General features: G+C 74.7%; 28 protein-coding genes and 1 tRNA gene. 14 read left to right on the top strand and 15 right to left on the bottom strand.

Annotated features, from left to right (window positions below):
* Nucleotides 1-123: 123 nt before the first annotated feature.
* Entirely contained in the window at nucleotides 124-684 is a 561-nt protein-coding gene (locus ACZ7IF_RS07270) for a hypothetical protein (RefSeq protein WP_470964444.1), read from the bottom strand.
* 317 nt (nucleotides 685-1,001) lie between these two features.
* On the opposite strand from ACZ7IF_RS07270, the gene ACZ7IF_RS07265 reads away from it, so the two are divergent.
* Nucleotides 1,002-1,184, top strand: a complete 183-nt coding sequence (locus tag ACZ7IF_RS07265; RefSeq protein WP_470964441.1) for a hypothetical protein — start codon at nucleotides 1,002-1,004, stop codon at nucleotides 1,182-1,184.
* A gap of 90 nt (nucleotides 1,185-1,274) precedes the next feature.
* On the opposite strand, the gene ACZ7IF_RS07260 is transcribed toward ACZ7IF_RS07265, so the two are convergent.
* The gene (locus ACZ7IF_RS07260) at nucleotides 1,275-1,472 is read right to left on the bottom strand and encodes a hypothetical protein (protein ID WP_470964438.1); all 198 of its coding nucleotides are present in this window, start codon (nucleotides 1,470-1,472) and stop codon (nucleotides 1,275-1,277) included.
* 144 nt (nucleotides 1,473-1,616) lie between these two features.
* Between ACZ7IF_RS07260 and ACZ7IF_RS07255 the strand changes: the two genes are divergently transcribed.
* The 4 genes from ACZ7IF_RS07255 (at nucleotide 1,617) to ACZ7IF_RS07240 (ending at nucleotide 3,601) form a co-directional block, all read left to right on the top strand.
* Complete coding sequence (locus ACZ7IF_RS07255; RefSeq protein ID WP_470964435.1) at nucleotides 1,617-1,976, top strand: avidin-fold protein; 360 nt, start codon at nucleotides 1,617-1,619, stop codon at nucleotides 1,974-1,976.
* A complete protein-coding gene (locus ACZ7IF_RS07250; protein WP_470964432.1) occupies nucleotides 1,973-2,359 on the top strand; it encodes a VOC family protein in 387 nt (128 codons plus the stop codon). Before ACZ7IF_RS07255 ends, ACZ7IF_RS07250 begins: the two co-directional genes overlap by 4 nt.
* A gap of 15 nt (nucleotides 2,360-2,374) precedes the next feature.
* Nucleotides 2,375-2,449, top strand: a tRNA-Trp gene (locus tag ACZ7IF_RS07245).
* Between the two features lie 297 nt (nucleotides 2,450-2,746).
* The gene (locus tag ACZ7IF_RS07240; RefSeq protein WP_470964429.1) at nucleotides 2,747-3,601 is read left to right on the top strand and encodes a GNAT family N-acetyltransferase; all 855 of its coding nucleotides are present in this window, start codon (nucleotides 2,747-2,749) and stop codon (nucleotides 3,599-3,601) included.
* Nucleotides 3,602-3,634: 33 nt separating this feature from the next.
* Here the strand turns inward: ACZ7IF_RS07240 and ACZ7IF_RS07235 are convergent, their stop codons facing one another.
* Nucleotides 3,635-4,618 (bottom strand): aldo/keto reductase, encoded by a 984-nt coding sequence (locus tag ACZ7IF_RS07235; RefSeq protein WP_470964426.1) that lies wholly within the window; start codon nucleotides 4,616-4,618, stop codon nucleotides 3,635-3,637.
* Between the two features lie 110 nt (nucleotides 4,619-4,728).
* On the opposite strand from ACZ7IF_RS07235, the gene ACZ7IF_RS07230 reads away from it, so the two are divergent.
* Nucleotides 4,729-5,316, top strand: coding sequence for a TetR family transcriptional regulator (locus tag ACZ7IF_RS07230; protein WP_470964423.1), 588 nt, complete (start codon nucleotides 4,729-4,731; stop codon nucleotides 5,314-5,316).
* 22 nt (nucleotides 5,317-5,338) lie between these two features.
* Here ACZ7IF_RS07230 and ACZ7IF_RS07225 read toward each other — a convergent pair whose 3' ends face one another.
* Nucleotides 5,339-6,196 carry a helix-turn-helix domain-containing protein gene (locus ACZ7IF_RS07225; protein WP_470964420.1) on the bottom strand — a complete coding sequence of 286 codons (858 nt, stop codon included), beginning with the start codon at nucleotides 6,194-6,196 and terminating at the stop codon, nucleotides 5,339-5,341.
* A 102-nt stretch (nucleotides 6,197-6,298) separates the two neighbouring features.
* On the opposite strand from ACZ7IF_RS07225, the gene ACZ7IF_RS07220 reads away from it, so the two are divergent.
* Nucleotides 6,299-7,228 carry an MBL fold metallo-hydrolase gene (locus ACZ7IF_RS07220; RefSeq protein ID WP_470964417.1) on the top strand — a complete coding sequence of 310 codons (930 nt, stop codon included), beginning with the start codon at nucleotides 6,299-6,301 and terminating at the stop codon, nucleotides 7,226-7,228.
* 97 nt (nucleotides 7,229-7,325) lie between these two features.
* Nucleotides 7,326-8,087 carry a DeoR/GlpR family DNA-binding transcription regulator gene (locus ACZ7IF_RS07215; protein ID WP_470964414.1) on the top strand — a complete coding sequence of 254 codons (762 nt, stop codon included), beginning with the start codon at nucleotides 7,326-7,328 and terminating at the stop codon, nucleotides 8,085-8,087.
* 3 nt (nucleotides 8,088-8,090) lie between these two features.
* Here ACZ7IF_RS07215 and ACZ7IF_RS07210 read toward each other — a convergent pair whose 3' ends face one another.
* The 7 genes from ACZ7IF_RS07210 to ACZ7IF_RS07180 all read right to left on the bottom strand — a co-directional run bounded on the left by ACZ7IF_RS07210 (nucleotide 8,091) and on the right by ACZ7IF_RS07180 (nucleotide 14,013).
* The gene (locus tag ACZ7IF_RS07210; RefSeq protein WP_470964411.1) at nucleotides 8,091-9,296 is read right to left on the bottom strand and encodes an FAD-dependent monooxygenase; all 1,206 of its coding nucleotides are present in this window, start codon (nucleotides 9,294-9,296) and stop codon (nucleotides 8,091-8,093) included.
* A 110-nt stretch (nucleotides 9,297-9,406) separates the two neighbouring features.
* Nucleotides 9,407-9,745, bottom strand: a complete 339-nt coding sequence (locus ACZ7IF_RS07205) for an antibiotic biosynthesis monooxygenase family protein (RefSeq protein ID WP_470964408.1) — start codon at nucleotides 9,743-9,745, stop codon at nucleotides 9,407-9,409.
* A gap of 90 nt (nucleotides 9,746-9,835) precedes the next feature.
* Entirely contained in the window at nucleotides 9,836-10,708 is an 873-nt protein-coding gene (locus ACZ7IF_RS07200; RefSeq protein WP_470964404.1) for a hypothetical protein, read from the bottom strand.
* A complete protein-coding gene (locus ACZ7IF_RS07195) occupies nucleotides 10,705-11,076 on the bottom strand; it encodes a PadR family transcriptional regulator (RefSeq protein WP_470964401.1) in 372 nt (123 codons plus the stop codon). Before ACZ7IF_RS07195 ends, ACZ7IF_RS07200 begins: the two co-directional genes overlap by 4 nt.
* Nucleotides 11,077-11,120: 44 nt before the next feature.
* Nucleotides 11,121-12,665, bottom strand: coding sequence for a carboxylesterase/lipase family protein (locus ACZ7IF_RS07190; RefSeq protein ID WP_470964398.1), 1,545 nt, complete (start codon nucleotides 12,663-12,665; stop codon nucleotides 11,121-11,123).
* A gap of 98 nt (nucleotides 12,666-12,763) precedes the next feature.
* A complete protein-coding gene (locus ACZ7IF_RS07185; protein ID WP_470964395.1) occupies nucleotides 12,764-13,300 on the bottom strand; it encodes a DUF3291 domain-containing protein in 537 nt (178 codons plus the stop codon).
* 32 nt (nucleotides 13,301-13,332) lie between these two features.
* Nucleotides 13,333-14,013 carry a helix-turn-helix transcriptional regulator gene (locus ACZ7IF_RS07180; protein ID WP_470964392.1) on the bottom strand — a complete coding sequence of 227 codons (681 nt, stop codon included), beginning with the start codon at nucleotides 14,011-14,013 and terminating at the stop codon, nucleotides 13,333-13,335.
* 114 nt (nucleotides 14,014-14,127) lie between these two features.
* On the opposite strand from ACZ7IF_RS07180, the gene thpR reads away from it, so the two are divergent.
* Complete coding sequence (gene thpR, locus ACZ7IF_RS07175) at nucleotides 14,128-14,712, top strand: RNA 2',3'-cyclic phosphodiesterase (protein WP_470964389.1); 585 nt, start codon at nucleotides 14,128-14,130, stop codon at nucleotides 14,710-14,712.
* A gap of 62 nt (nucleotides 14,713-14,774) precedes the next feature.
* On the top strand, nucleotides 14,775-16,229 hold the full coding sequence (gene argG / locus ACZ7IF_RS07170) for an argininosuccinate synthase (RefSeq protein ID WP_470964386.1): 1,455 nt from the start codon (nucleotides 14,775-14,777) through the stop codon (nucleotides 16,227-16,229).
* Between the two features lie 77 nt (nucleotides 16,230-16,306).
* Here argG and ACZ7IF_RS07165 read toward each other — a convergent pair whose 3' ends face one another.
* Both ACZ7IF_RS07165 and ACZ7IF_RS07160 read right to left on the bottom strand, forming a co-directional pair.
* Nucleotides 16,307-16,780, bottom strand: a complete 474-nt coding sequence (locus tag ACZ7IF_RS07165) for a hypothetical protein (protein ID WP_470964630.1) — start codon at nucleotides 16,778-16,780, stop codon at nucleotides 16,307-16,309.
* A gap of 401 nt (nucleotides 16,781-17,181) precedes the next feature.
* A complete protein-coding gene (locus ACZ7IF_RS07160) occupies nucleotides 17,182-17,790 on the bottom strand; it encodes a GNAT family N-acetyltransferase (protein ID WP_470964383.1) in 609 nt (202 codons plus the stop codon).
* Nucleotides 17,791-17,904: 114 nt separating this feature from the next.
* On the opposite strand from ACZ7IF_RS07160, the gene ACZ7IF_RS07155 reads away from it, so the two are divergent.
* Nucleotides 17,905-18,735, top strand: coding sequence for a dienelactone hydrolase family protein (locus ACZ7IF_RS07155; protein ID WP_470964381.1), 831 nt, complete (start codon nucleotides 17,905-17,907; stop codon nucleotides 18,733-18,735).
* A 6-nt stretch (nucleotides 18,736-18,741) separates the two neighbouring features.
* Here ACZ7IF_RS07155 and ACZ7IF_RS07150 read toward each other — a convergent pair whose 3' ends face one another.
* On the bottom strand, nucleotides 18,742-19,344 hold the full coding sequence (locus ACZ7IF_RS07150) for a 2'-5' RNA ligase family protein (protein WP_470964379.1): 603 nt from the start codon (nucleotides 19,342-19,344) through the stop codon (nucleotides 18,742-18,744).
* Nucleotides 19,345-19,363: 19 nt separating this feature from the next.
* Nucleotides 19,364-20,176, bottom strand: coding sequence for an NAD(P)-dependent oxidoreductase (locus ACZ7IF_RS07145; RefSeq protein WP_470964376.1), 813 nt, complete (start codon nucleotides 20,174-20,176; stop codon nucleotides 19,364-19,366).
* 58 nt (nucleotides 20,177-20,234) lie between these two features.
* Between ACZ7IF_RS07145 and ACZ7IF_RS07140 the strand changes: the two genes are divergently transcribed.
* The 3 genes from ACZ7IF_RS07140 (at nucleotide 20,235) to ACZ7IF_RS07130 (ending at nucleotide 25,219) form a co-directional block, all read left to right on the top strand.
* Nucleotides 20,235-21,173, top strand: a complete 939-nt coding sequence (locus ACZ7IF_RS07140) for a LysR family transcriptional regulator (RefSeq protein ID WP_470964373.1) — start codon at nucleotides 20,235-20,237, stop codon at nucleotides 21,171-21,173.
* Nucleotides 21,174-21,209: 36 nt separating this feature from the next.
* Complete coding sequence (locus ACZ7IF_RS07135) at nucleotides 21,210-22,064, top strand: RICIN domain-containing protein (RefSeq protein ID WP_470964370.1); 855 nt, start codon at nucleotides 21,210-21,212, stop codon at nucleotides 22,062-22,064.
* Between the two features lie 422 nt (nucleotides 22,065-22,486).
* Complete coding sequence (locus ACZ7IF_RS07130) at nucleotides 22,487-25,219, top strand: glycoside hydrolase family 2 protein (protein ID WP_470964367.1); 2,733 nt, start codon at nucleotides 22,487-22,489, stop codon at nucleotides 25,217-25,219.
* Nucleotides 25,220-25,336 lie beyond the last annotated feature (117 nt).

Genomic DNA, 25,336 nt, shown 5'->3' with positions numbered 1-25,336 from the left:
GCTCCCCTTCTCTACTCCCTTGGGGCCGCGTGCCCACTTCCCCCCCCCCCCCCCCCCCCCCCCCCCCCCCCCCCCCCCCCCCCCCCCCCCCCCCCCCCCCCCCCGGAGCTGCCTCGTCCTGCGTCAGAAGGAGCTCTTCGACGCGCTGACGACGACGCACTCCTTGTACTCGCTGCCGTTGCCCTTGCCCAGGTACGGGGTGGTGGCCTCGGCCGGCTGGGACGCGCCCGCCTTGACCTTCAGGCTGCTCACCATGGCCGTGGCGGGGACCGCGGTCGAGGTCGCGTCGCCGCGGAACTTCATCGTGATGGTGTACGTGTAGTCCAGCGAACTGCTGTTGGTGACGGTGAGCTTGGCGACCAGGTTCTTGCCGGCGCTGTCCAGCTTGCACCCGTCGATCCGGACGTCGCGCTCGGCCTTGTCCCTGGAACCGCCCGTGACGGAGCCGGTGCTGGAGCTCGTACCGCTGCTGGTTCCGGTGCTGGTGCTGCCGGTGGTGGTGCTGCCGCTGCTGTCGAGGCTGCCGCCGGTGCTGCCTCCGCTGGTGCTGCTGGAGCCGGAGCTGGAGCTGGAGCTGTGGCTGCTGCCACCACCGCAGCTGGCACCGTGCGAGCCACGGGCTCCGGTCAGTGCGACGACGGCGATACCGAATACTGCGACCGCGCGGACATGGCGAAGCTTCACGTTCAAACCCCGTTGAAATATCAGTGAGCAGGAGGGCCCGCCTTGACGGGCGCACGTCACCCTACAGCCGACGGGAGGGTGATCCGGACACCCTTCGGCACCGTGGCGCGCCCACCCGGGGTGCCGGTCCGCAAGTCGGAGCGGGGGTCCGCGCCTTGGTGGGCACGGAACGCACACGCCTCACACGACACATCCGCACCGGAGGAACACATCACCCCCACGCCACGCTCCTCGGCCCGACGGGGCGCGGCCCGCGGCGATGCGTGTCAGGGTGAACGTGAGGAGTCCGCACCCACGGCACCGAGGAGTCACCCGTCATGGGCGGTAAGAAGGACAAGCGCCAGGAGCCCGGCGAACCCCGCGAGGAACGCGGTCGCCCGCAGCCGCCCAGTCAGGACCCCGTCCACCCCGAGCCCATCACTCCGGCCCGCAGCAGGCGGGCCGAGGAGAAGGGGCGGCGGCGCGACGAGCGGGGGCGGCGGGGCGACGGGGGCTCCTGAGCGCGGCGGGGCGGCCGGCCTCCGGGTCCGGCGGCCCGCGCGTCGGCCGGTACGGATCACGGAAGTACCGCACCCGCGCCCGGCCTTCCCTCAACCGGCGGCCGGCCGGATCCGCTGGCGCTCCTGTGGCGGATCGTCGTCGGGCCACAGGCCGATCATGTCCAGCAGGGCCTCCAGGTCTTCCGCACCGATGGCGCGCGAGGCGACCGCGCGGCGGGCGGCGGCCCGGTCCACGGTGCCCGCCCGGGCCGGCAGCGCGGGCTCGTCACATCCGAAGGGATCCTTCATACGACCGATGCCACCACGCTCCCGGCGGATCCGCAGCTCCCACTGCTCCCATCGGCCGCCGCGGCCGGACCGCCGCTCAGGGTGGCCCGGACATCCATCCGGCCGGGGGCCGTGCCTCCGGACCGCCCTGTTCCAGGAGCCACCGTGGCGCGCTCGCTCGACGGCCTCGTCTTCGTCCCCGTCGCCGACCAGGCGCCGGGCCAGGTCGGCCGGCAGACCCGATTCGAGTATCACGAGCAGGACGGCCGCGTCTGGGCCGAGTACTGTGGCGGGGACGTGGCCAGGGGACACCTGGTCGGCACCCGGGCGGACGACACCGTCGACTTCCGCTACGTCCAGCTCCGCCACGACGGCTCGACCGCCTCCGGGCACTGCGTCTCCCTCGTGACGGAACTCCCCGACGGGCGGCTCCGGCTGGAGGAGACGTGGACGTGGGAGTCCCAGGAGGGTAGCGGCACCAGCGTGGTCGAGCAGCAGCCCGATACGAGGGAGAGCACCCGATGAGGATCCACCTGTCCAGCGTCTTCGTCGACGACCAGGACAAGGCCCTGCGGTTCTATACGGACGTACTGGGCTTCGTGAAGAAGCACGAGGTGCCGCTGGGCGCGGACCGGTGGCTGACCGTGGTCTCGCCGGAGGACCCCGACGGGACCGAGCTGCTGCTGGAGCCCGATGGCCACCCGGCGGTGAAGCCGTACAAGGAAGCGCTGGTCAAGGACGGCATTCCGGCCGCCTCTTTCGCCGTGGCCGACGTGGGGGCGGAGTTCGCCCGGCTGCGCGGGCTCGGGGTGCGCTTCACGCAGGAACCGAGGGAGACCGGCCCGGTCACGACCGCCGTCCTGGACGACACCTGCGGCAACCTGATCCAGATCATCCACGGCGGGTAGGCTGCCGGGCAGGGCGGGGCCGTAGCGCAGGGGTCGTCGCGCGCGGTCTCCAAAACCGTGAGGACGCCGGTTCGAATCCGGTCGGCCCCGCCTCCCATGCCTCCCATGCCTCCCGGGCACCTGGCCCCTCACGCGGCCGTCGAACCCTGTACGGCCTGGAGCTTCTTCTGACGGGAAGGCCGTCCGACCCCGCCCTGTCAGTGCCCCTGGCCAAGGGCTGTCCCGTAATCCCCGGCGGGCGCACGACGCCGGCTACGGCACCTCGCCGCGTTGTCGGAACGCCCGAATACGCCCAGTACGGGGGCGCCCCTCCGCCTTGCGATGCACCGCATCCGACGCGGTGCGCTGATCCACCGGGGATCACGGGACAGCCCTTAGGCTGGACGGATGAGCGAGATCGAGATCGTTGCCGAACAGGGCGCGTGGCGGGGCGGGTTCGAGGAGCGGGTGCTGGCGGGGTACCGGGCCGCGGGGTGCCCGGAGCCGCTGGCCCGGGCCCTGCTGGAACGGGCCGTGAAGGGGATCGACGGCTGGACGGTGGCCACGGACGGCACCGGCTGGATAGCCGTCGGGGTGACGGAGGACAACGGGACGGTGGTGGGCCGGATCCACGACCTCACGGTGGAGCGGGGGCGCGAGTGGGCCGAGCGGTGGTGCGCCGAGCGCGGCGCCGAGCGGGTGGAGGTCCGGCTCACCGGCGGGGCGGGAGCCTTCGCCGACTACCCCCTGCGGGGGCAGAACCGCATGCGCACCGTCGCCGAACAGCCGCAGCTGCCACCGGGGCTGACGGCCCGCCGGCTCACGGAGGAGGAGTACCCGGCCTGGTACGCCGGCGAGGAGGCCGCGTACATCGCGGACATCGTCCGGGCCGGAGCCCTCACCCCGGAGCAGGCCAGGGAGAAGTCCGACCGGGACTTCGCCCAGTACCTCCCGCAGGGGTACCTGACCCCGGGGCACGCCTTCTACGCTATGGAAGCCGACGGCCAGGTGATCGGCACCGGGTGGGTGAACCACGGGTTCCTGCCGGGCGTCACCTTCGGCTTCTCGCTGGAGGTGTACGAGGAGCACCGCGGCAAGGGCTACGGCCGGGCCGCGATGGCCGTCGGCGAGTGGGCCACCCGGCAGGGCGGCGACGAGGCGATGATGTTCAACGTCTTCGGCGGGAACGAGGTCGCGATGGGCCTGTACGACAGCACGGGCTTCGCGGTCCTGGACGAGTACCGCTCCATCGGCCTCCGCTGATCCGCCCGGCGGCATCCGGCCGGGGGCGGGGGCTCAGCCGTTCAGTGACGCCATGAGCTCCGGTGCGTACCGGTCCCCCGAGACCACACCGTGCGGTGCCACGGCGTCGATGGAGGCCAGGTCGGCGTCGGTGAGCGTGACCCCTGTCGCGGCGACGTTCTCCTCCAGGTAGCGGCGGCGCTTGGTGCCGGGGATCGGCACGGCACCCATGCGCAGGGTCCAGGCCAGCGCGAGCTGAGAGGGGGTGACCCCCTTCTCGGCGGCGAGGGCCCGGACGCGGTCGACGACGGCGAGGTTGCGGTCGAAGTTCTCGCCCTGGAAGCGGGGGTCCGTGCGCCGGAAGTCGTCGGCCGCGAAGTCGTCCGGGCTGGTCACGGCTCCGGAGAGGAAACCGCGGCCGAGCGGGGAGTACGCGACGAGGCCGATGCCGAGCTCGCGCAGCGTCTCGCGTACGCCGTCGTGCTCGATCCCGCGTTCGAAGAGGCTGTACTCGGTCTGCACGGCGGCCAGCGGGTGCACCGCGTGGGCGCGGGCGATGGTGGCCGCGGCTGCCTCGCAGATCCCGATGTGGCCGACCTTGCCGGCGGCGACCAGCTCGGACATGGCGCCGATGCTCTCCTCGATGGGCACGGCCGGGTCGACGCGGTGCAGGTAGTACAGGTCGATGTGGTCGGTGCCGAGGTGGCGCAGGGAGCGGTCGGCGGAGCGGCGGATGTACTCGGGCGTGCCGTTGTGGCCCAGGAAGGCCCCCTCGTCGGTGAACTCGACGCCGGTCTTCGTGGCGATGACGGCGGCGTCGCGGCGGCCGCGGAGGGCCTTGCCGAGGAGCTGCTCGTTGATGAAGGGGCCGTAGCCCTCGGCGGTGTCGAGCAGGGTCACGCCCAGTGCGAGGGCGCGGTCGATGGTGGCGAGGGACTCGGTTTCGTCGGTGGCTCCGTAGTGGGCGCTCATGCCCATGAGGCCGAGGCCTTCGGCGCCGACCTCCAGGCCCTGGCCGCCCAGTGCGCGGATCTCCATGGTGTCCTCCGGGGGTGAGTGCGAGTAAGTAACTAACTGGATAGTTCGAGTCTGCACACGAGGTGCGCCGGATGTCAATAACCGGATAGTTACTTGCTAGGCTGCCCGCCATGGCACGGGATTCCAGCGCAACCAAGGCACGCCTGCTCGACGCGGCGTTCTCCGAGTTCGCGGCGTACGGCATCGCCGGCGCCCGGATCGACCGCATCGCGGCGGCCGCCCAGGCGAACAAGCGGCTCATCTACGTCTACTACGGCAACAAGGAGCAGCTGTTCGACGCCGTGCTCCAGCGCGCCCTGGAGACGGGCTCGGAATCCGTTCCGTTCGACGCGGAGGACCTGCCCGGGTACGCGGGCGCGGTCTTCGACCACTTCGTGGCGCACCCGGACCTGATGCGCCTGGTGCAGTGGAAGCAGCTGGAGCGGCCGGAGACCACCGAGCTCGTGGCGGAGTCCTACCGGGGCAAGATCGCGGCGGTGGAGCGGGCGCAGGATGCCGGGCTGGTCGACCCGGGGCTCGACCCGGCTGACGTGCTCACGCTGGTCATGGGGCTGGCGCAGGCCTGGACCGGCGCGGCGGGCGGACCGGCGACGGGCGGCCCGGGCGAGCCCTGGCCCGCCGAGCGGCTGGCCCGGCACCGCGAGACGGTGGTGGAAGCCGTCCGCCGCCTGGTCCGGCCGCCGCACCCCCGGGGCTGACCGGCGGCGGCCGGATCCGAGGTCAGGGCCGGGAGCGGACGGTTGCCTGGGCGAGGAGCCTGAGGGCGGTGTGGTCCTCGGAGCCGGCCGGGGCGGTGGCCACCAGGAGCGTCTGGTCGTCGGTGACGCGCAGGGCCTGCTGGGTGACGGTCAGGGTCCCCACCAGCGGATGCCACATCCGCTGCTCGGCGGCGGTGCAGGGACGGGCCCGGTGGTCGGCCCACATGGTGGCGAACTCATCGCTCTTCAGGCTGAGTTCGCCGACGAGGGCACCGAGGAGCGCGTCGTCCGGGTGGCGGCCCGCCGCGTACCGCAGGTTGGCGACGGCGGCCCTGGCCTTGGACTCCCAGGTGCCGTAGAGCTCGCGCAGGTAGGGGTCGAGGAAGATCAGCGCGGCCATGTTGGGCCGGTCCGCGGGCCGGTCGGGCGCCGCGGGGTCGAGGTGGCCGGCGAACAGGGCGTGCCCCAGGGGGTTCCAGGCCAGGATGTCGGCCCGGCGGCCGGTGAGCACGGCCGGGACCTCGGGCATGGACTCCAGCAGCCGGCGGGTCGCCCCGTCGGCCCGTTCCGCCGGCGGGCGCCGGGCGGCGGGGCGCCTGACGGCCAGGCCCGCGAGGTCGTGCACGTGCCGCCGCTCGGCCTCGTCCAGGTTCAGCGCGCGGGCGAGCGCGTCCAGCACCTCCGGGGAGGCGTTGTGCGAATGCCCCTGCTCCAGCCGTGCGTAGTACGAGGCGCTGACCCCCGCGAGGAGGGCGAGTTCCTCGCGGCGCAGGCCGGGGACGCGGCGCCGCTCGCCGTACGTGTCGAGGCCGATGTCCGCCGGCGTCAGCCGGGACCGGCGGGCCTGCAGGAACGCGCCGAGGCTGCTCTGTCCGTCCATGCGGCCCAGTATCGCGGGCCGCGCGGGGGCCAGCCTCTCCCTGCCGGGGATAGGCAGCGCAGGGTGTGGCTGTCCCGCCGGGACCGCCGCAGGGTTGGGGCCATGAACACCACCACAGACACCGTCGAGTTGGGCAATGTCGGCGTGACCCGGGTCCGCGAGTACTACGGACCGCTCGGGCTCGCCCCGCACGAATTCATCCCCGGGAGCAGTGAGGACGTCTGGTCGGAGCACGCCGGCTGGCTGCGGCCCGACTTCGCGGACGGCGAGCCGCCCGTCTCCCAGGTCGCGCTTCAGACGTGGGTGCTGCGCAGCGAGGGCCGGGTGATCCTCGTCGACACCGGGGGCGGCAACCACAAGGCACGGCCCGGCACGCCCTGGGACCGCCAGGAGACGGCCTTCCTGGACGAGCTGGCCCGGGCCGGGGTCAAGCCCGAGGACGTCGACCTCGTGGTCAACACCCACCTGCACGGGGACCACGTCGGGTGGAACACCCGGCTGGAGGGGGACGGCTGGGTCCCGACCTTCCCGAACGCCCGCTATCTGATCAACCGGAACGACTTCGAGTTCTGGAACCCCGCGAACGGCCACCCGTCCGTCCTCGGCGACGGCAATGCCGGCGTGTTCGAGGACAGCGTGGCGCCGGTCCACGAGGCCGGCCAGGTCGTGCTGTGGGAGGAGAGCCACCGGATCGACTCGAACCTGCGCCTCGACCTCGCCGCCGGGCACACCCCCGGTTCCAGCGTGCTCACCCTGGCCTCCGGCGGCGACCGGGCGGTGTTCGTGGGCGATCTGCTGCACAGCCCGGTGCAGGTCATGGAGCCGGACGCGAACAGCTGCTTCTGCGAGGACGCCGCCCAGTCCCGGGCCACCCGGCGCCGGCTGCTCGGCTGGGCCGCCGACCACAACGCGCTGCTGGTCCCGGCGCACTTCGGCTCCCACGGCGCCTTGGAGGTCGCGCGGGAGGCGGGGGCCTTCGCGGTGAAGGGCTGGGCGCCGTTCGCCCCGTACACCCCGGGCGGGCAGGGCTGACGCCGTTCGGCGGGCCGGGTGGGCCGCCGTCGGACCGGATGGCGAGTAGGGTCCGTCATAGACAGGGACCAACCCATATGGAACGGATCCGATCCCCATGTACGCACCCGAGCGTCAGCACCGGATCGTCCAGCTGACCCAGGAGCGCGGACGCGTCGAAGTCCCGGCCCTGGCGGAGGAGTTCGGGGTCACGCAGGAGACCGTCAGGCGGGACCTGACCGCCCTGGAACGGGCCGGTCTGCTGCGCCGGGTGCACGGCGGCGCGCTTCCCGCCGGGGGGCTGCGCCTGGAGCCGGGGCTCGCCGAGCGCGATTCCACCGCCGCGGCCGCCAAGGAGCGGATCGCCCGGGCCGCGCTCGCGCTGCTGCCGGAGGAGGGCAGCCTGCTGCTGGACGCGGGCACCACCGTCTCCCGGCTGGCCGCCCTGCTCCCCCACGATTCCACCCTCACCGTGGTCACCAACGCGCTCCCGGTGGCCGCCCGGCTCGCCGAGCATCCGGGGCTGCGCCTGCACATCGTCGGCGGCCGGCTGCGGCACCGCACGCAGGCCGCGGTGGACGCCTGGGCGCTGCGCGACCTCGCCGAACTGGAGCCGGACGTGGCGGTGGTCGCGACCAACGGCTTCTCGGCGGAGGCCGGGCTGACCACGCCCGACCTGGCCGAGGCGGCGGTCAAACGGGCCATGGTGGCCGGAGCCCGCCGTGTCGTGCTCGTCGCGGACTCCTCCAAGTACGGCGCCCGGCACTTCGCCCGGTTCGCCGCCCTCGAGCAGGTCGACGTGCTGGTCACGGACACCGGGCTGACCGACGGGCAGGCGGACGAGATCGCCGGCCTCGGCCCGGAGGTCATCCGGGCCTGAGTTCTATCCCGGGAGGCGGAAGCCGTTGAAGAGGTCGTCCATGCCGCGCAGGGCCAGGCGGTCGGGGGTGGCGCGGACGGCGAGGTCACGGGCCGCCGCCGCCAGCGGGTTGCGCAGGGTGCCGAGGCGGCCGACCCGGCGGGCGCGGACGCGTACGGCGTCGGTGCGGGCGCGGCGGGCGGCGGTGTAGGCGGCGAGGGCGGCCGGGACGGGGTCCCCGCCGCCCTCGCCGTCCTCGCGGTCCCCGGCGGGAAGCAGGTGGGCGAGGACGACGGCGTCCTCGATGGCCTGGCAGCCGCCCTGGCCGAGGTTGGGGGCCATGGCGTGGGCCGCGTCGCCGAGCCAGGCGGTCCGGCCGTGGTGCAGGCGCGGGAGCGGGGCGGCCAGGTCATACAGGTCGTTCTGGAGGACGTCGGCGGGGGCGAGGCGGGCGACGCGGTCCAGCAGGGCCGGGATCGGGTCGTGCCAGGAGCCGAAGCGGCGGCAGAGCTCGGCGCGGGGGTCGGCCCAGCGGGTGCCGGCCGGGACGCGCGCGGTGGCGTAGAGGTAGTACCGGCCGTCGGCCAGCGGGGTAACCCCGAACCTCTCTCCCCGCCCCCAGGTCTCGCTCATCGCCGGTATCCGCAGGTCCGGGGCGTCCACGATGGTCCGCCAGGCGGTCTCGCCGAGGTAGCGCAGGCCGGGATGGGCGGGGAAGTGCGCGCGGCGCAGCGGGCTGTGGATCCCGTCGGCGGCGACGACCAGGTCGGCGGTCAGGTCCGGTCCGCCCGCCGTACGGACGCTCGCGCGTCCCCCGGTGCCGTCGGGGCCCGCCGGGCCGACGCCGGTCACCGCGGTGCCGTAGCGGAGGGCTTCCGCCGGCAGGGCTGCGGCGAGGGCGGCGGTGAATGCCGGGCGCGGGACGGCGATCGGGGGGATGCCGTAGCGGGCCGTCATGTCCGCGGTCGCGGCCCGGGTGAGCCACCGGCCGCCGGGGCGGCGTACGCCCATCGCCCCGGGTACGGCGCTGCCCGCGGCGAGGGCGGCGTCGACGCCGATCGCTTCGAGTGCGCGCAGGGCGTTGGGGGCGAGGCCGATGCCGGCGCCGGTGGCGGGGGGCTCGGGGGCGCGTTCGCAGACGGTGACGTGCCAGCCCCGGCGGTGCAGTGCGAGGGCCGCCGTGAGCCCGCCGATCCCGGCCCCGGCCACCACCGCGTGACGTTTCGGCATGCGACCCCATTTCCGTTGGACTCGGGCACCGTCCACGACGGCGGAACCCCGACCCTACAGTCGTGGAGCCGGGGCTCCGCCCGTCCACGGGGCGGGCGCCCCGTTCTCGGTCAGTGCTCCCGTCCCGTAACGGACTTGCCGTCCGCCGCGGGAACACGAGGCTCGGCGAGGAGGTCGTCGACGAGTGCGAGCCTCGTCTCCGGCATCCTTTCCTCGATCGCTCCCGCCATCATCCCGATGCCCTCCGGGTCCGGCGCCCCGCAGCGCGCGCGGGTCTCCTCGTCCGGCCAGCGGGCGTACGCGACCCAGGTGCCGTCGTCCGCGCGGTGGAGCCGCGAGCCGTAGCTGCCGCAGTCCCGCAGGATCGCCTCCGTCACCCGGCGCCAGCCCTCGCGGAACTGTTCTTCCATGCCCGGCCGCAGCCGCCACCGGTATATCACCGCGAACACGTTTCCCCCGTTGCTGCCGTCAGGCGCCGCCGGTCACGCGGCCTTCCGGGCACAACCGTACGGTGCGGGGAGCCGGCAGCGGCTACGGCGTCACGCCCCGGTGAGCGGGGGCCGGCCGCCGCGGCGCCGGCGGATGCTCACCGCCGCCGCGGCGACGAGGAGGCCGAGCGGGACGGGCCCGGTGAAGCGGTCCCAGCTCCAGACGGGCACGCCGAGGACGGCCAGGGGCAGTGCCGCGAGGAGGACGGCGGGCGCCGTGCGCAGCCGGGCGAACGCCGGCCGCCCGGCCAGGGCCAGTCCGGCCACCGCCGGTACGGCGAAACGGAGCACGCCGGCCCAGTCCCCCAGGGGCCCCAGGGTCAGCGCCGCGGTCAGCAGCGTCGTCCACAACACGACGGCACCCAGCCCGGTCGCCGTACGGACGCGCAGCTGCGGGCGCAGGTCCGCGGGACAGAGCACGGCCGCCAGTGCGGCGAGGAACAGCGGAGTCCGCACGAAGAGCACGAGATCGAGGCCCCCGCCCAGCCGGAACACGTCGACCACCGCGGTCGCCGCGCAGCCCGCCAGCACGGTCCAGGTGCCCACGGCCCAGCGGCCGCTCAGGGCGATCGCGGCGCCCAGCACCATGACGAGGTGGGTCACCGCCAGGAGGACGAACGGGACGGCGATCTCCGCGGGCAGGGTGGATTCCCTGGCCGCCGGGAGCATCAGCCCGGCCCACCGGACCGCACTCGCCCCGACGGCCGCGACGGCGAACGGCGCCACCGCCGCCAGGAGCCGGCCGGGGCGGCCCGCCGAGCCGAGCCCGAGCCGCATGCGCAGCGCGTGCCCGGTGACGTCCAGCGCCTCCCGCGCCCGGGCCGCCCGGCCGGCGTCGCGGGTGGCCTCGTGGTAGGCCACGGCTATCTCGTCACCGAACTCCCGCCGGAAGCCGGCCGGGTAGAGCCTCAGCAGGGCGGTCATGCCGTCACCGTCCCGCCGGAGAAGCCGGGCAGGCCGGGCGCGGCCTGGACGCCGAGGCCGAGGCGCCGGGTGGCCTCCTCGGCGGTGCGGGCGATCCGGGCCGCCTCGGCGGCCAGGACCTCGCGGCCGTGGGGGGCGAGCGCGTAGCTGCGCCGCCTGCGGCCGTCGACCACCTCCTCGTCGTGGACGGCGATGAGCTGCTGTTCGAGGAGCCGCTCCAAGGCCCCGTACAGCGTTCCGGTACGCATCTTCGTGCGGCCTTCCGAGATCTTCTCGACCTCCTGGGCGATCGCGTACCCGTGCCGCGGGGCGTCGGCGATCGCGGTGAGGATGAGCAGAGTCGGCTCGCGCAGAGCTTGATCGTTCACGAGCCCCCCGATAGCTCGGACGCCGACATATGTCGATGACCGAGCTATACGGCGCCCAGCGGCAGCACCGGGAAGCCGTGGTCCCGCCAGATCAGGCGCGAGGGCTCCTCCGGGTAGGCGGCGACGGCCGGTTCCGCGCCGAAGACCCGCACGAGACGCCGGCCGGCGTCGTACGCGGGCCAGCCGGGGTCCCCGTGCGCGGCGAACGAGGTCCACGCGGCGCGCATGGCGGCCGACACGGCCTCCGCCTCGGGCGAGGCCGGGCCCTCGCCGATCAGCAGGGCGGGCTGGCCCCGGTCCAGGTTGCCGAAGACGAGCGGTACGTCCAGACCGTGGCAGGCGCCGAGGACACCGCCCATGCCCGGGGCCTGCCAGGTCAGCTCGTACACGTGCGCGCGGCCGCCCGCGCCCGCCTGGGCCTCGGCGAGGTGCAGCGTCGGCATGCGGAACAGCCAGTCGGAGCGCACCAGTTCGTACAGCTCGTCGGGGCCCGCCGAGGGAAAGGCGTCCCGGTAGCGGCGCGCGCCGTCCGGGCCGGGGGCGAAGGCCCGCAGGGCGTCGGCAGCCTGCTCCCCCGTCACCTGGCCGAGCAGACCGTCGAGCGCGGTGAGCAGGCGCTGCTCGTCGCGAGTGTGGCCGACGAGCAGCTCCACGCCGCGCCCCGCGCCGGCGCGCAGCGCCTGCCAGGGCGTGACGGCCAGGGTCTCGCCGTCGACGACGGGGGCGAAGGGGATCTTCGCGGGCGCGGCCCGGCCCCAGCTGTCCGCGCGCCCCTCGATCCCGGCGGTGAGCGCGTCCCCGGCGGCGGGCAGCCGGTGCGGGGCCACGCCGGACAGGTCGGCCGCGGTGGGGCGCAGCCCCAGCTCGGCGGCGCAGGCGGCGGCGATGTCGGCGGCGAGCTCCGGCGAGAAGAAGGTGCCCTGCGCGCTCTGGGCGACGGCCCGCCGGAAAAGCCCGGCCGCGGAGTCCATGGCCAGCAGCGCGGCGACCGATCCGCCGCCGGCCGACTGGCCGAAGACCGTGACGCGGCCGGGGTCGCCGCCGAAGGCCCGGATGTTGTCGCGCACCCATGTGAGGGCGGCGACCTGGTCGAGCAGGCCCCGGTTGGACGGCGCTCCCTGGATCTGCGCGAACCCCTCGGCGCCCACGCGGTAGTTGAACGTCACCACGACGACGCCGCCTTCACGGGAGAGCCGGCCGCCGTCGTACTCGGGGAGGCCCGACATGCCGACCGTGTACGCCCCGCCCTGGATCCACACCATCACCGGCAGTCCGGCGGCCGGCCCGGGTTCGGGCGTCCAGACGTTGAGCGTCAGCCAGTCGTCGCCCGCCGCGCCCCGGGCGGCGAGCGCGTCCATGCCGAGCGCCCCGGCCTGCGGGGGCGGCGGCCCGTACGCGAGCGCCTCCCTGGTTCCGCTCCAGCCCCGTACGGGCCGTGGCGCGGCGAAGCGGAGCGCGCCGACCGGCGGCTCGGCGTACGGGATGCCGCGGAACACCGCGACACCCGCCTCCCGGCCGCCGCGCAGCACCCCGGCCGCGGTGCGGACCTCGGGCCGGTACCCGGACGGATCGGACTCGGCGACGGCCATGAGGACTCCCTGGGCGGGGTGGGCGTGGGCGGCCGCGGGGGTTCGCGGCCCCCGGACACCGCGGATCCTGCCGCCCGGCGGGGATGGCGCGCCACCGGTTATCCGACGGGCGCCCCCTGGACCACCGCGCCGCCGGCCGGCGGCGCGGCGTCGGGGTGCGGGGCGGCCTCGGCCGCGGTGTAGGAGGAGGCGAAGGTGAACGCGCGGGGGGACGGGCCGTGCCCCCTGAGGTCGGCCAGCCGCTCCAGGGCCTCGCCGACGCCCGGGACGTGCCCGGCGGGGACCCACCACAGGACCATGTGCGCCTCGACGTGCCGTTCGAACCAGTCACGGCGGCCCCGCATCACCTCCAGGTGCCCGCTGCGGTAGGCGAAGTCCCACAGCGCCTCCCGGCTCTCCCACACGGACATGTTGACGATGACGTCCTCGCCCAGGGGGCGCAGGGCGGTGGCGTCGCCCTCCCCCTCCTCCGTGAGCCGCCACACGAACCCGGGCGCGGCATCGGCGGCGGAGTTGACCGGGTCGAGCATCTCGACGAACGGAGCCAGGCGCGGGTCTTCGAGGGGGTAGCGGAGCGTCGCGACGTTGAGCTGGGCCAGGTGGACGGCGGCAGGGCCGTGCGGGGATGCGGTCATGGCCTCATCCCAGCACGGGGCGCATTTCTATGTCAATGAGTATTGTTTTTAGAAGACTCCACCACCACGCAGCACTCCCCCGGCCGGGCGTCCATCCGGGCGCGGACGGGACCGTCCGCACCGAGCAGCCCCTCCAGCAGGGCGAGGTTCATTCCGCAGACGAGCGGCGGGAAGCGCTCGGCGACGGCATGGAAGGGGCAGTTGCGCATACGGACGACGGGCGCGGCCGCCCCGCCCTCCCCCGCGGCGTCCTCCAGGTGCGGTTCGTAGCCGCGGGCGGCCAGCACCTCCATCGCCTCCTCGAGCCCGCCGCAGGGCGCCGCCGGACCGCGCAGCGCCTCACCCCGGCGGCGCGCCGCCTCGCAGAGCCCGGCGTCCAGCCCCGCCCGCTCGGCGGCCTCGGCCAGCAGTTCGGCGGCGGTGCGGTAGTCGCGGGCCGGCAGGGACACCGACCACTCGGTCCGCGCCCGCGTGTAGACCTTGGCGGGACGGCCCGCCCCCGGCCCCGAGCGGCCGGTCAGCCGGCGGCTGCCGCTCTCCAGCAGGCCGGCCCCCGCCAGCCTGTCCAGATGGTGCGCGGCGAGGGTGCGCGCCACCCCGGCCGCCTCGGCGGCCTCGTTCCGGCCGACCTCGCGGCCCTGCGCCACCACGTACTCGTACAGCCGGCGCCGCACGGGATCCTGCAGCACCGCGATCGCATCGATGTCCTCCATCCCGCCATTCTAGGAACAACCGAGATTGGAGATAGAAGGCCGTGCGGTACCCCTGGGCGGATCTGACGGGGCGGAAGGTGACCGGGGAGGCCGGGAGGCGGTACGAAGGCGTACGTGAAGGAACACACCCAGGCCGCGACCGTCCGCGTCTTCATCGCCCTCGCCCCGCCCGACGACGCGAAGGAGGAGCTGGAACGGGCGCTCGCCCCCGCGTACGAGGCGCACCCGCGCATGCGGTGGAACCGCGTCGAGGACTGGCACATCACCCTGGCGTTCCTCGGGGAGCTCCCGGTCGGAGCCGTCCCGCCGCTGCGGCCCCGGCTCGCGGAGCTGGCACGGGCACGCCGGCCCCTGCGGCTGTCCCTGGAGGGCGGCGGGCACTTCGACGAGCGGGTGCTGTGGAGCGGGATAGACGGGGAGCTGGAGGAGCTGCACGTACTGGCCTCCGAGGTGCGCGCCGCGGTCAAGGAGTGCGGCATCGGCTTCGCGGACCGGCCGCTGCGGCCCCACCTGACACTGGCCCGGGCCCGGCGGAGCGATCCCCGCGCCGCACTGGAGGCCGCCGCCGGGCTCGCCGCGTTCAGCGGGCGGGAGTGGCGGGCGGAGCGCCTGCACCTGGTCGGCAGCAACATCGGCCGGGGTCCGGGACCGATCCACTACCGGGACATCGAGTCCTGGGCCTTCGGCGGCGGGAGCTGAGGAACGAAGGGCTCCACCGATCCGGAATTGCATGACCATGCGGCAGCATGCATAATCTTCCTATGTCTAAGGTCCTCACCTCCCTTCCCGCCGGCGAACGCGTCGGCATCGCCTTCTCGGGCGGCCTCGACACCTCCGTCGCGGTCGCGTGGATGCGCGACAAGGGTGCCGTCCCGTGCACCTACACCGCCGACATCGGCCAGTACGACGAGCCCGACATCGCCTCGGTGCCCGGCCGCGCGAAGACCTACGGCGCCGAGATCGCGCGCCTGGTCGACTGCCGAGCGGCGCTGGTCGAGGAGGGCCTGGCCGCGCTGACCTGCGGCGCGTTCCACATCCGCTCGGGCGGGCGGGCCTACTTCAACACCACCCCGCTCGGCCGCGCCGTCACCGGCACCCTGCTGGTCCGGGCCATGCTGGAGGACAACGTCCAGATCTGGGGCGACGGCTCGACCTTCAAGGGCAACGACATCGAGCGGTTCTACCGCTACGGTCTGCTCGCGAACCCGCACCTGCGGATCTACAAGCCGTGGCTGGACGCGGACTTCGTGACCGAGCTGGGCGGCCGCAAGGAGATGTCGGAGTGGCTGCTGGCCCACGACCTCCCCTACCGCGACAGCACCGAGAAGGCGTACTCCACCGACGCCAACATCTGGGGCGCCACCCACGAGGCCAAGACCCTGGAGCACCTGGACACCGGCGTGGAGACCGTCGACCCGATCATGGGCGTCCGGTTCTGGGACCCGTCCGTCGAGATCGCCACCGAGGACGTGACGATCGGCTTCAACCAGGGCCGTCCCGTCACGATCAACGGCAAGGAGTTCCCCTCCGCCGTCGACCTGGTCATGGAGGCCAATGCCATCGGCGGCCGCCACGGCATGGGCATGTCCGACCAGATCGAGAACCGGATCATCGAGGCCAAGAGCCGCGGCATCTACGAGGCGCCGGGCATGGCCCTGCTGCACGCCGCGTACGAGCGCCTGGTCAACGCCATCCACAACGAGGACACCCTCGCCCAGTACCACAACGAGGGCCGGCGCCTCGGCCGGCTGATGTACGAGGGCCGCTGGCTGGACCCGCAGGCCCTGATGGTCCGCGAGTCCCTCCAGCGCTGGGTCGGCGCGGCCGTCACCGGCGAGGTGACCCTGCGGCTGCGGCGCGGCGAGGACTACTCGATCCTCGACACCCGGGGCCCGGCCTTCAGCTACCACCCGGACAAGCTGTCCATGGAGCGCACCGAGGACTCGGCCTTCGGCCCGGTGGACCGGATCGGCCAGCTCACCATGCGCAACCTGGACATCGCCGACTCCCGCGCCAAGCTGGAGCAGTACGCCGTGCTCGGCCTGATCGGGACCGGCAGCCCCGCCGTCGGCGCCGCCCAGGCGGCCGCGACCGGTCTGATCGGCACCATGCCGGAGATGCCGGAGGGCGGCGCCGAGGCCATCGCCTCGCGCGGCGAGGTCTCCGCCGACGAGCAGATGCTGGACCGCGCCGCGATGGAGTTCGGCACGGACTGACCCCCGGCGGGCGGTACGACGCAAAGGACCGGTCCGGCGCCTCACAGGGGCCGGGCCGGTCCTTTGCGCGCGGGGTCTCAGTACACGAGCTTGTACGTCACGTCCTTCGGGACCGGGTGCGGTGCGGTGTCGGTGTAGAGCAGCCGGATCGTGGTGAAGCGCCGGACGTCGGGGCGCTCGGGCCAGGGCTGCGGCTTGCTCAGGGTCACCGTCACCGGGTAGGCGCGGAAGTGGCCCGCCGCGCAGTACGGGCGGCAGTCGTTGACCATGTCGGTCCCGGTCGCGGTCGCGGTGCTCGGCCCCCAGTTCTCCCAGCGCAGCCCGACGAGCCGGTTGTTGCCGTCGCCGCAGGCCAGCAGGTACTCCTCGGGGCGGACCTGGGGCTTCGCGAAGCAGTCGACCACGACGAGCGGGTCCGGGGCCGCGCGGGTGCGGGCGGCGGAGGCCGGGACCGCGGCCGCCGCGAGGGCCGCGAGCGCGCACAGCAGCGCCGCCCTGCGGGCCCCGTTCCGGCGTACCCGTACGGGCCGGGTCCCTCGCGAAGCTTCCATGGCTTCCATCAGCCCCTCCTCGCCAGTCCGTCCCGCCGCCGCGGCACTGCCCAGCTTTCCGCATCCGGCCGCACCCCGCACCCGCTGGGCGTACCGGGGCCGGGGCCCGGCGCTCAGATCCGATGGCGCCCACCCGCACCCGTCCGGAGAATCGGCGTCCACGGGGACGGACATACACGGCTTCGTGGAATGCGCGGACAGACGGGGCGGGGCTACCGCGTGGAGCGGATGACCCGGGGCGAGGCCGTGCCGCCCGACGGCGGGTGGAAGCCGGTCTGGACGGTGATGGGGACCCCCGCCGCGCCGCACGGCGACGACACAACGTCCGGCTCACCGTCCGGTTCGACTGCTGAACGGCTCCTGCCCGGCCCGCCCCGCGGCCCGGGCAGGAGCCGCTGGTGCTACGCCGTGCGGGGGGCGCGGCGCATGGCCCAGAGGGTCGGGCCGCCGCCCGGGAGCTCCACCTCGCCCAGGACCGTGAAGCCGAAGTGCTCGTAGACGGGCAGGTTGGACGGCTTGGAGGACTCCACGTAGACGGGCAGGCCCGCCGCGTCGGCCTTGGCCAGGCCCGAGCGCAGCAGTGCGGACCCGTGGCCCTGGCCCTGGCCGGCCGGGTCCGCGCCGATCAGCGCCAGGTACCAGTGCGGCTCCTGCGGCGCGTGCTGGGCGGCCAGCTCGACGGCGTCGCGGAACAGGTGGGCCCGGTCGCCGAGGATCTCCGTGAGCTCCCGGATGGTCTCCGCGTCGGGGACGGACTTCTCGTGCCCCTCCGGCGACACCCAGAAGGCGGCCGCCGCGTCGGTGCGCTCGCACACGCCGTGCCGGACGTACTGGCGCGTGTAGATGGTGCTGAAGTACCGGGTCAGGTTTTCCTCGCGCGAGTCCTCGGCGGGGAAGAACCAGTTCATCATCGGGTCGTCGTGGAAGGCGCGGGCCAGGGCACGGCTGATCGACGGGGCGTCGTCAAGGGTGGCCGGCTTCGGCAGGTTTGTCATCGACATACGGGTCATTCTGCATACGGATGATCTTGGGTCGGGCAGGGGGGGCCTGTTGACCGCGAGCCCCTACGTGCAGGTAACTTGATGGCCGCCCAGGAGGATCCGACCGGAGGGAACGCAAGACCCGTGGCAGATCACGACCTGACCGGCTTCACCAAGGGCACGTTCACGCACGACGGCACCACCCGGCGGCTGCTGCGCCGGGGCTCCGGGCCGGCGGTGATCGTCATGGCGGAGATCCCGGGCATCACCCCCAAGGTCCTGGAGTTCGCCGAACGGGTGGCCCAGGCGGGCTGCACCGCCGTACTGCCGGTGCTCTTCGGCGAACCCGGCCGGGACGCGGATCCCCGCACCGCCGGCTGGCCGAAGGCCGGGCGCTACGTGGCGTCGGCCATGCGGCAGGTGTGCGTGAGCCGGGAGTTCACGCTGCTCGCCACCGGGCGCGCGTCAAGGGTGGTGTCCTGGCTCCGGGCTCTCGCCGCGGCCGAGCACGAACGCTGCGGCGGCCCCGGGGTCGGCGCCGTCGGGATGTGCCTGACCGGCGGGTTCGCGCTGGCCATGGCCACCGACCCGCGCCTGCTCGCCCCGGTGCTGTCCCAGCCGTCGCTGCCGCTGGCCTGCACCCCCGGCCGTGCGGGCCGCATCGACATCTCCCCCGAGGACCTGGCGGTCGTTCGCGGGCGCTGCGAACGCGAGGGCCTCCAAGTGCTCGGCCTGCGCTTCCGCGGCGACCGGCTGGTGCCCGGCGACCGGTTCGCGTACCTGCGCCGCGAGCTGGGCGACGCGTTCGTGGCCGTCGAGCTCGACGACGCCGCGGCCAACCCCGGCAGCGCGCTGCCCCCGCGCTCCGTGCTGACGGAGCACCTCGTCGACGAGCCGGGACAGCCCACGCGGCAGGCGCTCGACACCGTCCTCGACCTGTTCCGGACCCGGCTGCTGGCGGCCGGGCCCCGCTGACCGCCCTCAGGCGTGCCGCCAGGCCGTTTCGCCCGTGCCGAGGGCGATCGTGACGCGGGGGCGCATCGGCCCCTCGCCCCGGCGGGAGAGCAGCACCACCTCATCGACGCGGGCCGACATGCCGCCCAGGCGGGCGGCGCACTCCGGGGCCAGCCGGCGCGGGTCGCGGGTGCGGCCGAGCGACAGGTGCGGGGTGAAGTGCGGGAACCGCCCCCGGCAGCCGGGGAACGGCTCCGCCATGGCCTCCTGGAGCGCCGTCCAGGGGCGTTCGCCCGCCGCCGCCGGGTCGAGCCACACGGTGGCGTACGCGCGGTGCCGGAAGGTCCGCACGCCGCTGAGGCGGACGGAGAAGGGCTCGCAGTGCGCTGCGGCCGCCGCCAGCAGCGGAACGGCCGCCGGGAACTCCTCCTCCGGCACGAAGCCGAAGAGCAGGTTCACGTGCGGCGGCCAGCGGCGGATCTGGGGGTCGTGGCCGGCCCGGATGTCCTGGATGGGCGGCCACAACCCGGGCGGCGGGAGCCACACCACGGCCGTCCGGGGCGTGGGGGCGACGTCCAGGAATCCGGGAACCCCGGCGGCTCGGGCGCCGGCGGCCGGAGGCGGGCTCACACCGCCATCATGCGCCCGGTCAGTCCCAGACGGGCGCCGGCGGCCTGATCCGGGACAGGTCCTGGCCGGCCAGCTCGGGGCGGGCGGTGAGCTCGGCATGGACGGCGCGCAGGACCGGGAGCCGGGCACCGGCGTTGTCCAGGGCCAGGAAGACGTCCTTGGCGGCCAGCGCCACCGGGAAGTGGGAGCCGTCCGCGAAGGCGCGGGCCACCGCTCCCGCCAGCGGGCCCTTGGCCAGTTCGCCGCGGACCAGGTCGGCGGGGAGCCCGAGTTCCCGGCCGAGGCGGAGGGCCTCGGACACCAGGGCCACACCGCCGATCACCGCGTTGACGAGGACCAGTTTGAGGGCGGCCCCGGAGCCGGGGGCGCCGCATTCGGTGACCTCTCCGAGCCGGGCCAGGACGGTGCGCACCGGGTCGGGGAGCGGTCCGCCCGCCAGGATCCCCAGCTGTCCGGCCGCCGCCCGGTCCACGCTGCCCATCACCGGCGCGTCGGTCAGCGAGACCCCCTCCGGGAGGCGGGCGGCCAGCTCGGCGATCGCGCCGGGGCCCACGGTCGAGGTGTCGATCCAGTGGGTGCCCGGACGCAGGGCAGGGAGGAGGGAGTCGGCCACGGCACGGGCGGCGGCCGGGTCGGCGAGCATGGTGATGACGACGTCGGCCCCGGCGACCGCCTCCCCCGGGCCGCCGGCGAGACGGGCGCCGGCCGCGACCAGCGGTCCGGCCTTGTACGGGGTGCGGTTCCAGACGGTCAGCGGGTGGCCGGCGGCGAGCAGGCGACGGGCCATGGGCAGGCCCATGGCTCCGAGGCCGAGGAATGCGATCTTCTCCATGGCCCCGACGCTAGGACCAGCCGAGACATGCGACAAGCGAATGTCTAGCATGGCTGCCATGTCCGATCCACATGGCTTGTACGAGGTGTTCCTGCGGGTGGCCCGGGACGGCTCCTTCACCGCCGCCGCCCAGGCCCTCGGGTACACCCAGTCCGCCGTCTCCCGGCAGGTCCAGGCCCTGGAGGAGGAGTGGGGCACAGCCCTGTTCGACCGGCTGCCGCGCGGGGTGCGGCTGACCGAGGCCGGGCGCGTCCTGCTCCCGCACGCCGAGGGCATGCGGGAGCGGATGCGGGCGGCGCGCGCGGAACTGACCGCGCTGCGCTCCCTCGGCGGCGGCACGCTGCGGATCGGGGCCTTCGCCGCCGCCAACGTGTCCCTGGTCCCGCGTGCCCTGGCCGCCTTCGGGGACAGGTACCCGGGCGTCACCGTCGTCCACTCGGAAGGGCCCACCGCCAAGCACGCGGCGCTGCTGGCCGAGGGCGGCCTCGACCTGGCCGTGCTGAGCACGCCCGCCGGGATCGCGCTGCCCGGACCGGAGTTGCACCACCTGCTGGACGAGCCGATGCACGTGGCGCTGCCGCGCGGCCACCGGTACGCGGGGCGCTCCGTACTGCACCTGTCCGAACTGGCCGACGAGGACTGGATCGAGGGGGACGTCCGCCCCGAACAGACCTTGCTGGCACCCGCGCTGGCGGCCGGCTTCCTGCCGCGCGTGGCGTTCCGGGTCAACGACTGGACCGCCAAGCAGGGCTTCGTCGCCGCCGGGCTCGGCATCACGGTGCTGCCGGAGCTGGCGGCCGGGGCGGTGCGGCCGGACATCGCCCTCGTCCCGGTCGACCCGGCGGACCTGCCCTGCCGGAAGGTGTACGCCGGCACTCCGCGCGGGCTCCGCCACTCCCCGGCGGTCGGAGCCTTCCTCTCTCTGCTGCGGTCCGCCGCCGCCGGGCGGACGGCCCCGGCCGAGGATCCGGCCGTCCGTCCGATGACCCGTCAGTGATACTTGTCCCGGGGCGAGTTGAACCGGGGGGCGGTCATGTCGGAGGACTCCGAGGCGGGCAGAACGACGGCGGGGGCGGCCCCGGCGGGCGGGGCGGCGGGCCACGCCCCGCCGAGGTGGGCCTGGTGGGTGGTCGGCGTCGTGATACCGCTGGTCGGCGTGCTGGCCACGGTCGTCGTGGCGCAGCAGCGGACGGCCCCGGCGGCCCCGGGCGGGCCGCCGTCCGACGTGAGGACGGGTGCCGCGGCGCCCCCCGCGCCGGCGCCGGCCTCCTCCCCCGCCGTGACGCCAGACGCGCCCGGCACCCCGGCAGCGGACCCGCGGGCCTCCCCGGCCGCTCCGCCCGCGGCCCCGCCGACGCCCGCGCCGTCCGCCACCCCGCGGCCGTCGGCCACGGGCGGCGGGGACGGGGACCGGGGTGCCGGGGCGGAGGGGGTCTCCGTGGGCGTGCCGGTGCGGATCGTGAACCGGAACAGCGGGTTCTGCCTGGCGGTGCCCGGAGCGAGCACCGAGGTCGTCGCGCTCAACCAGTTCGGGTGCGGGAACTTCCCCGACCACTTCTGGCGCGTCGAGCCGTGGGGGCGCGGCGGCGCCGGGCCGGTGTACCGGGTGGTCAACGACAACAGCGGCTTCTGCGCGGCCGTGCCCGCCGCGGACAAGGCCTCGGGCGTCGTGGTCAACCAGTTCCCGTGCGGCGACTACCCCGACCACCTGTGGCGGCTCGACCGCGACGGCTCCGACGACTCCGGACGGCCGCTGTACCGGTTCGTCAACGACAACAGCGGGCTGTGCCTGACCGTCGCCGGGGCGGACACCCGGCAGGCCGCGGCCGTCGTGCAGGCCCCGTGCGGGAGCCGGCCCGAGCGGCAGTGGCGGCTGGCCGCCCGCTGACCGGATCCAGGTCGCCGGCCGCCGCCAGCGCCGTCCCGGGGCGGGCGACCGTGAGCACGGCGGCAGCGACGGACGCCGTACGGGCCCGGCGGAGGCTTCCGAGCGGACCGGCGCTGGAGGACTTGTGCCTGCGGACGACTCCCTCGGGTGACTCCGGAGTGCGGTCGCGGGCGCCGGCCGGCTCGCGGAGGGCCGGGAAGCCGCGCCGGGGAGCGTAGGAGCCGGCGGCCCGCGCCCCGCCCCCGGGACACGCCGGTCCGGGCCGCGCCGGATCAGCCGATCGGCTCCCGCGCGGCCGCCGGGACACGCCGTGCGGCCGGCGCACGCCGCGCCGGACGCGGGCCGTCGCCGCGTGTCCCGGGGCCGGCCGTGACAGACTCCGCGCGGAATCCCGAGCCCCTTCCCCCACGGGAGGTCCCCCCGTGCCGCACCGCCCCGCCCCCGCGTACACCCGGACCGCCGCCCTCGCCGCAGGTTCCCTGGTCCTCGTCCTGGCCGCCGGATCCTCCCCCGCGGCGCCCGCACCCGCACCCCCGCCCCCGCCGGCCGCCGGAGCGCGGGCGACCGCCGTCGCGGCGGCGCCCGGGACCGGAACGGCCCTGGCCGGGTACGCGATCCAGTCGACGGCGAAGGTCGCGGACACCGCCGCCGCCGTGTCCAGCCCCGGCTACCCGGCGACGGGCTGGTACCCCGCCGGGTCCCGGTCCACCGTCCTCGCGGCACTGCTCGCGGCCGGGGTCCACCCCGACCCCTTCTACTCCACCAACCAGAAGCGGATCCCGGCCGGGGACTTCACCGTGCCGTGGTGGTACCGGTCCGACTTCCTCGTCGCCGACACGGGCGCCCGTACGTACCTGGACTTCAGCGGGGTGATCTCCGCGGCCGACGTCTACGTCAACGGACGCCGGATCGCCGACGCCAGCACCGTCACCGGCACCTACACCCGGCACGAACTCGATGTCACCGACCTGGTCAGGGCGGGCACCAATACGGTCGCGTTCCGGATCCAGCCCAACAACCCGCGCAAGCGCCTCACGATGGGCTGGCTCGACTGGCTGCAGCCGCCGCCCGACGAGAACATGGGGATCGTCCGCGACGTCACGGTGCGCCGGGGCGGCCCGGTCGCCCTGCGCGACGCGCACGTGGTGACCTCCCTGGCGCTGCCCTCGATGTCCTCGGCCGAGCTGACCGTCAAGGCCCGGGTACGCAACGACTCGGCGGCCGCCGTCACCACGACGGTCTCGGGCACCGTCGGCCCGGCCTCCGTCAGCCGGAGCGTCACCCTCGCCCCGCACGAGACCCGGACCGTGGTCTTCTCCCCCGCCGACCACCCGGGCCTGCGGCTGGAGTCGCCCCGCGTGTGGTGGCCCGCCGCGATGGGCGGGCAGCCCCTGTACTCCCTCGACCTGACCGCGTCCGTGGACGGCCTGCCCTCCGACACCGCGCACGAGTCCTTCGGCATCCGCGACGTGCGGGCGCCGCTGAACGCCGACGGGGCGCGCCAGTACGTGGTGAACGGCCGCCCGCTGCTGATCCGGGGCGGTGGCTGGTCCCCCGACGAGTTCCTGCGCTGGGACACCCGGTACGTCGAGGACCGGCTGAAGTACGCCGTCGACCTCGGGCTGAACGCGCTGCGCCTGGAGGGGCACATCGAGCCCGACGAGTTCTTCGACCTCACCGACCGGTACGGGATCCTCACGCTGCCCGGATGGGAATGCTGCGACAAGTGGGAGGGGGAGGTCAACGGCTCGGAGGCCGGGGAGCGGTGGGAGAGCGCCGACTACCCGGTCGCGAAGGCCTCCATGGCCGCCGAGGCCGCACGGCTGCGCCGGCACCCCAGCGTGGCCTCCTTCCTGATCGGCAGCGACTTCGCCCCGAACCGGACGATCGAGCAGGGCTACCTCGACGCGCTGCGGGACGCCGACTGGACGGCCCCGGTGGTCCCCTCGGCCTCCGCGCGGTCCTCGCCGATCACCGGGCGCTCCGGGATGAAGATGACCGGCCCCTACGACTGGGTCCCGCCGGGCTACTGGTACGCCAAGCGGGAGGGCGGGGCGACCGGCTTCAACTCCGAGACCAGCGCCGGGCCGGACGTGCCGACCCTCGACACGCTGCGCCGGATGATGTCGCCGGCGGAGCTGGAGAGCCTGTGGAAGGACCCCTCGGCGGCCCAGTACCACCGCTCGCCCTCGGCCACCTTCGCGACGCTCAGGCTGTACGACGCTGCCCTGGCGGGCCGTTACGGCGCGCCGACGGGCCTCGACGACTACGTGCGCAAGGCGCAGCTCGCCCAGTACGAGAACGTGCGGGCGCAGTTCGAGGCGTACGCCCGCAACGCGAAGGACGCCTCCGCGCCGTCGACCGGGGTCGTGTACTGGATGTTCAACAGCGGCTGGACCTCGCTGCACTGGCAGCTGGTGGACCGCTACCTCGACCAGGGCGGGGCCTACTTCGGGGCGAAGAAGGCGAACGAGCCCCTGCACATCCAGTACGGGTACGACAACCGCGCCGTGTCGGTCGTCAACAGCCGCACGTCCGAGGCCTCGGGCCTGACCGCGCGGGTGACCCTCTTCGACCCCGACGGCACGCAGCGCTACGACCGGACGGTGACGGGGCTGAACGTGGCGGGCGGCGGCGCGAGCAGCACCGCGCTGACCCTGCCCGCGTCGGTGCCGGGCCTCGCCACCACCCATCTGGCGCGGCTGCTGCTCACCGACGCCACCGGGCGGGAGGTGAGCCGCAACGTCTACTGGCTCTCGGCCCGGGCCGACGTGCCCGACTACTCCAGGAGCACCTGGTACCACACGCCGACCACCGCGTACGCCGACCTCAAGGGGCTGAACTCGATGCCGCGGTCGGCCGTGGCGACGACGGCCGCCACGGCCTCGGACGGCCAGGGGGTCTCGACGACGACGGTGACCGTACGCCACGCCGGTACGGGAACGGCCCCGGCCCTGCTCACCGACGTGCACCTGCTGGGCGCGGGAGGCGAGCCGCTGCTGCCCGTCCGGTGGAGCGACAACCAGATCACCCTCTGGCCGGGCGAATCGGCGACGCTGACGGCGACCTACCGCACGGCCGACCTCCGCGACGCGGCACCGGCCCTGCGGATCTCCGGCTGGAACACCCCGACGACGACGGTCCCGGCCGGCTGACGGCCGGGGCGCGGGGGCCGGGGCCCGGGGGCGAGTTCCGGGCGCAGGGGTGAAGACGTATCCATCATGACAGGTCAGAGGGGGTTTTCGTAGGACCGAAAGCACAGTCGAATGCCC

The organism is Streptomyces sp. NPDC037421, assembly GCF_055602105.1.
This window is presented reverse-complemented; position numbering and strand designations above follow the sequence as displayed.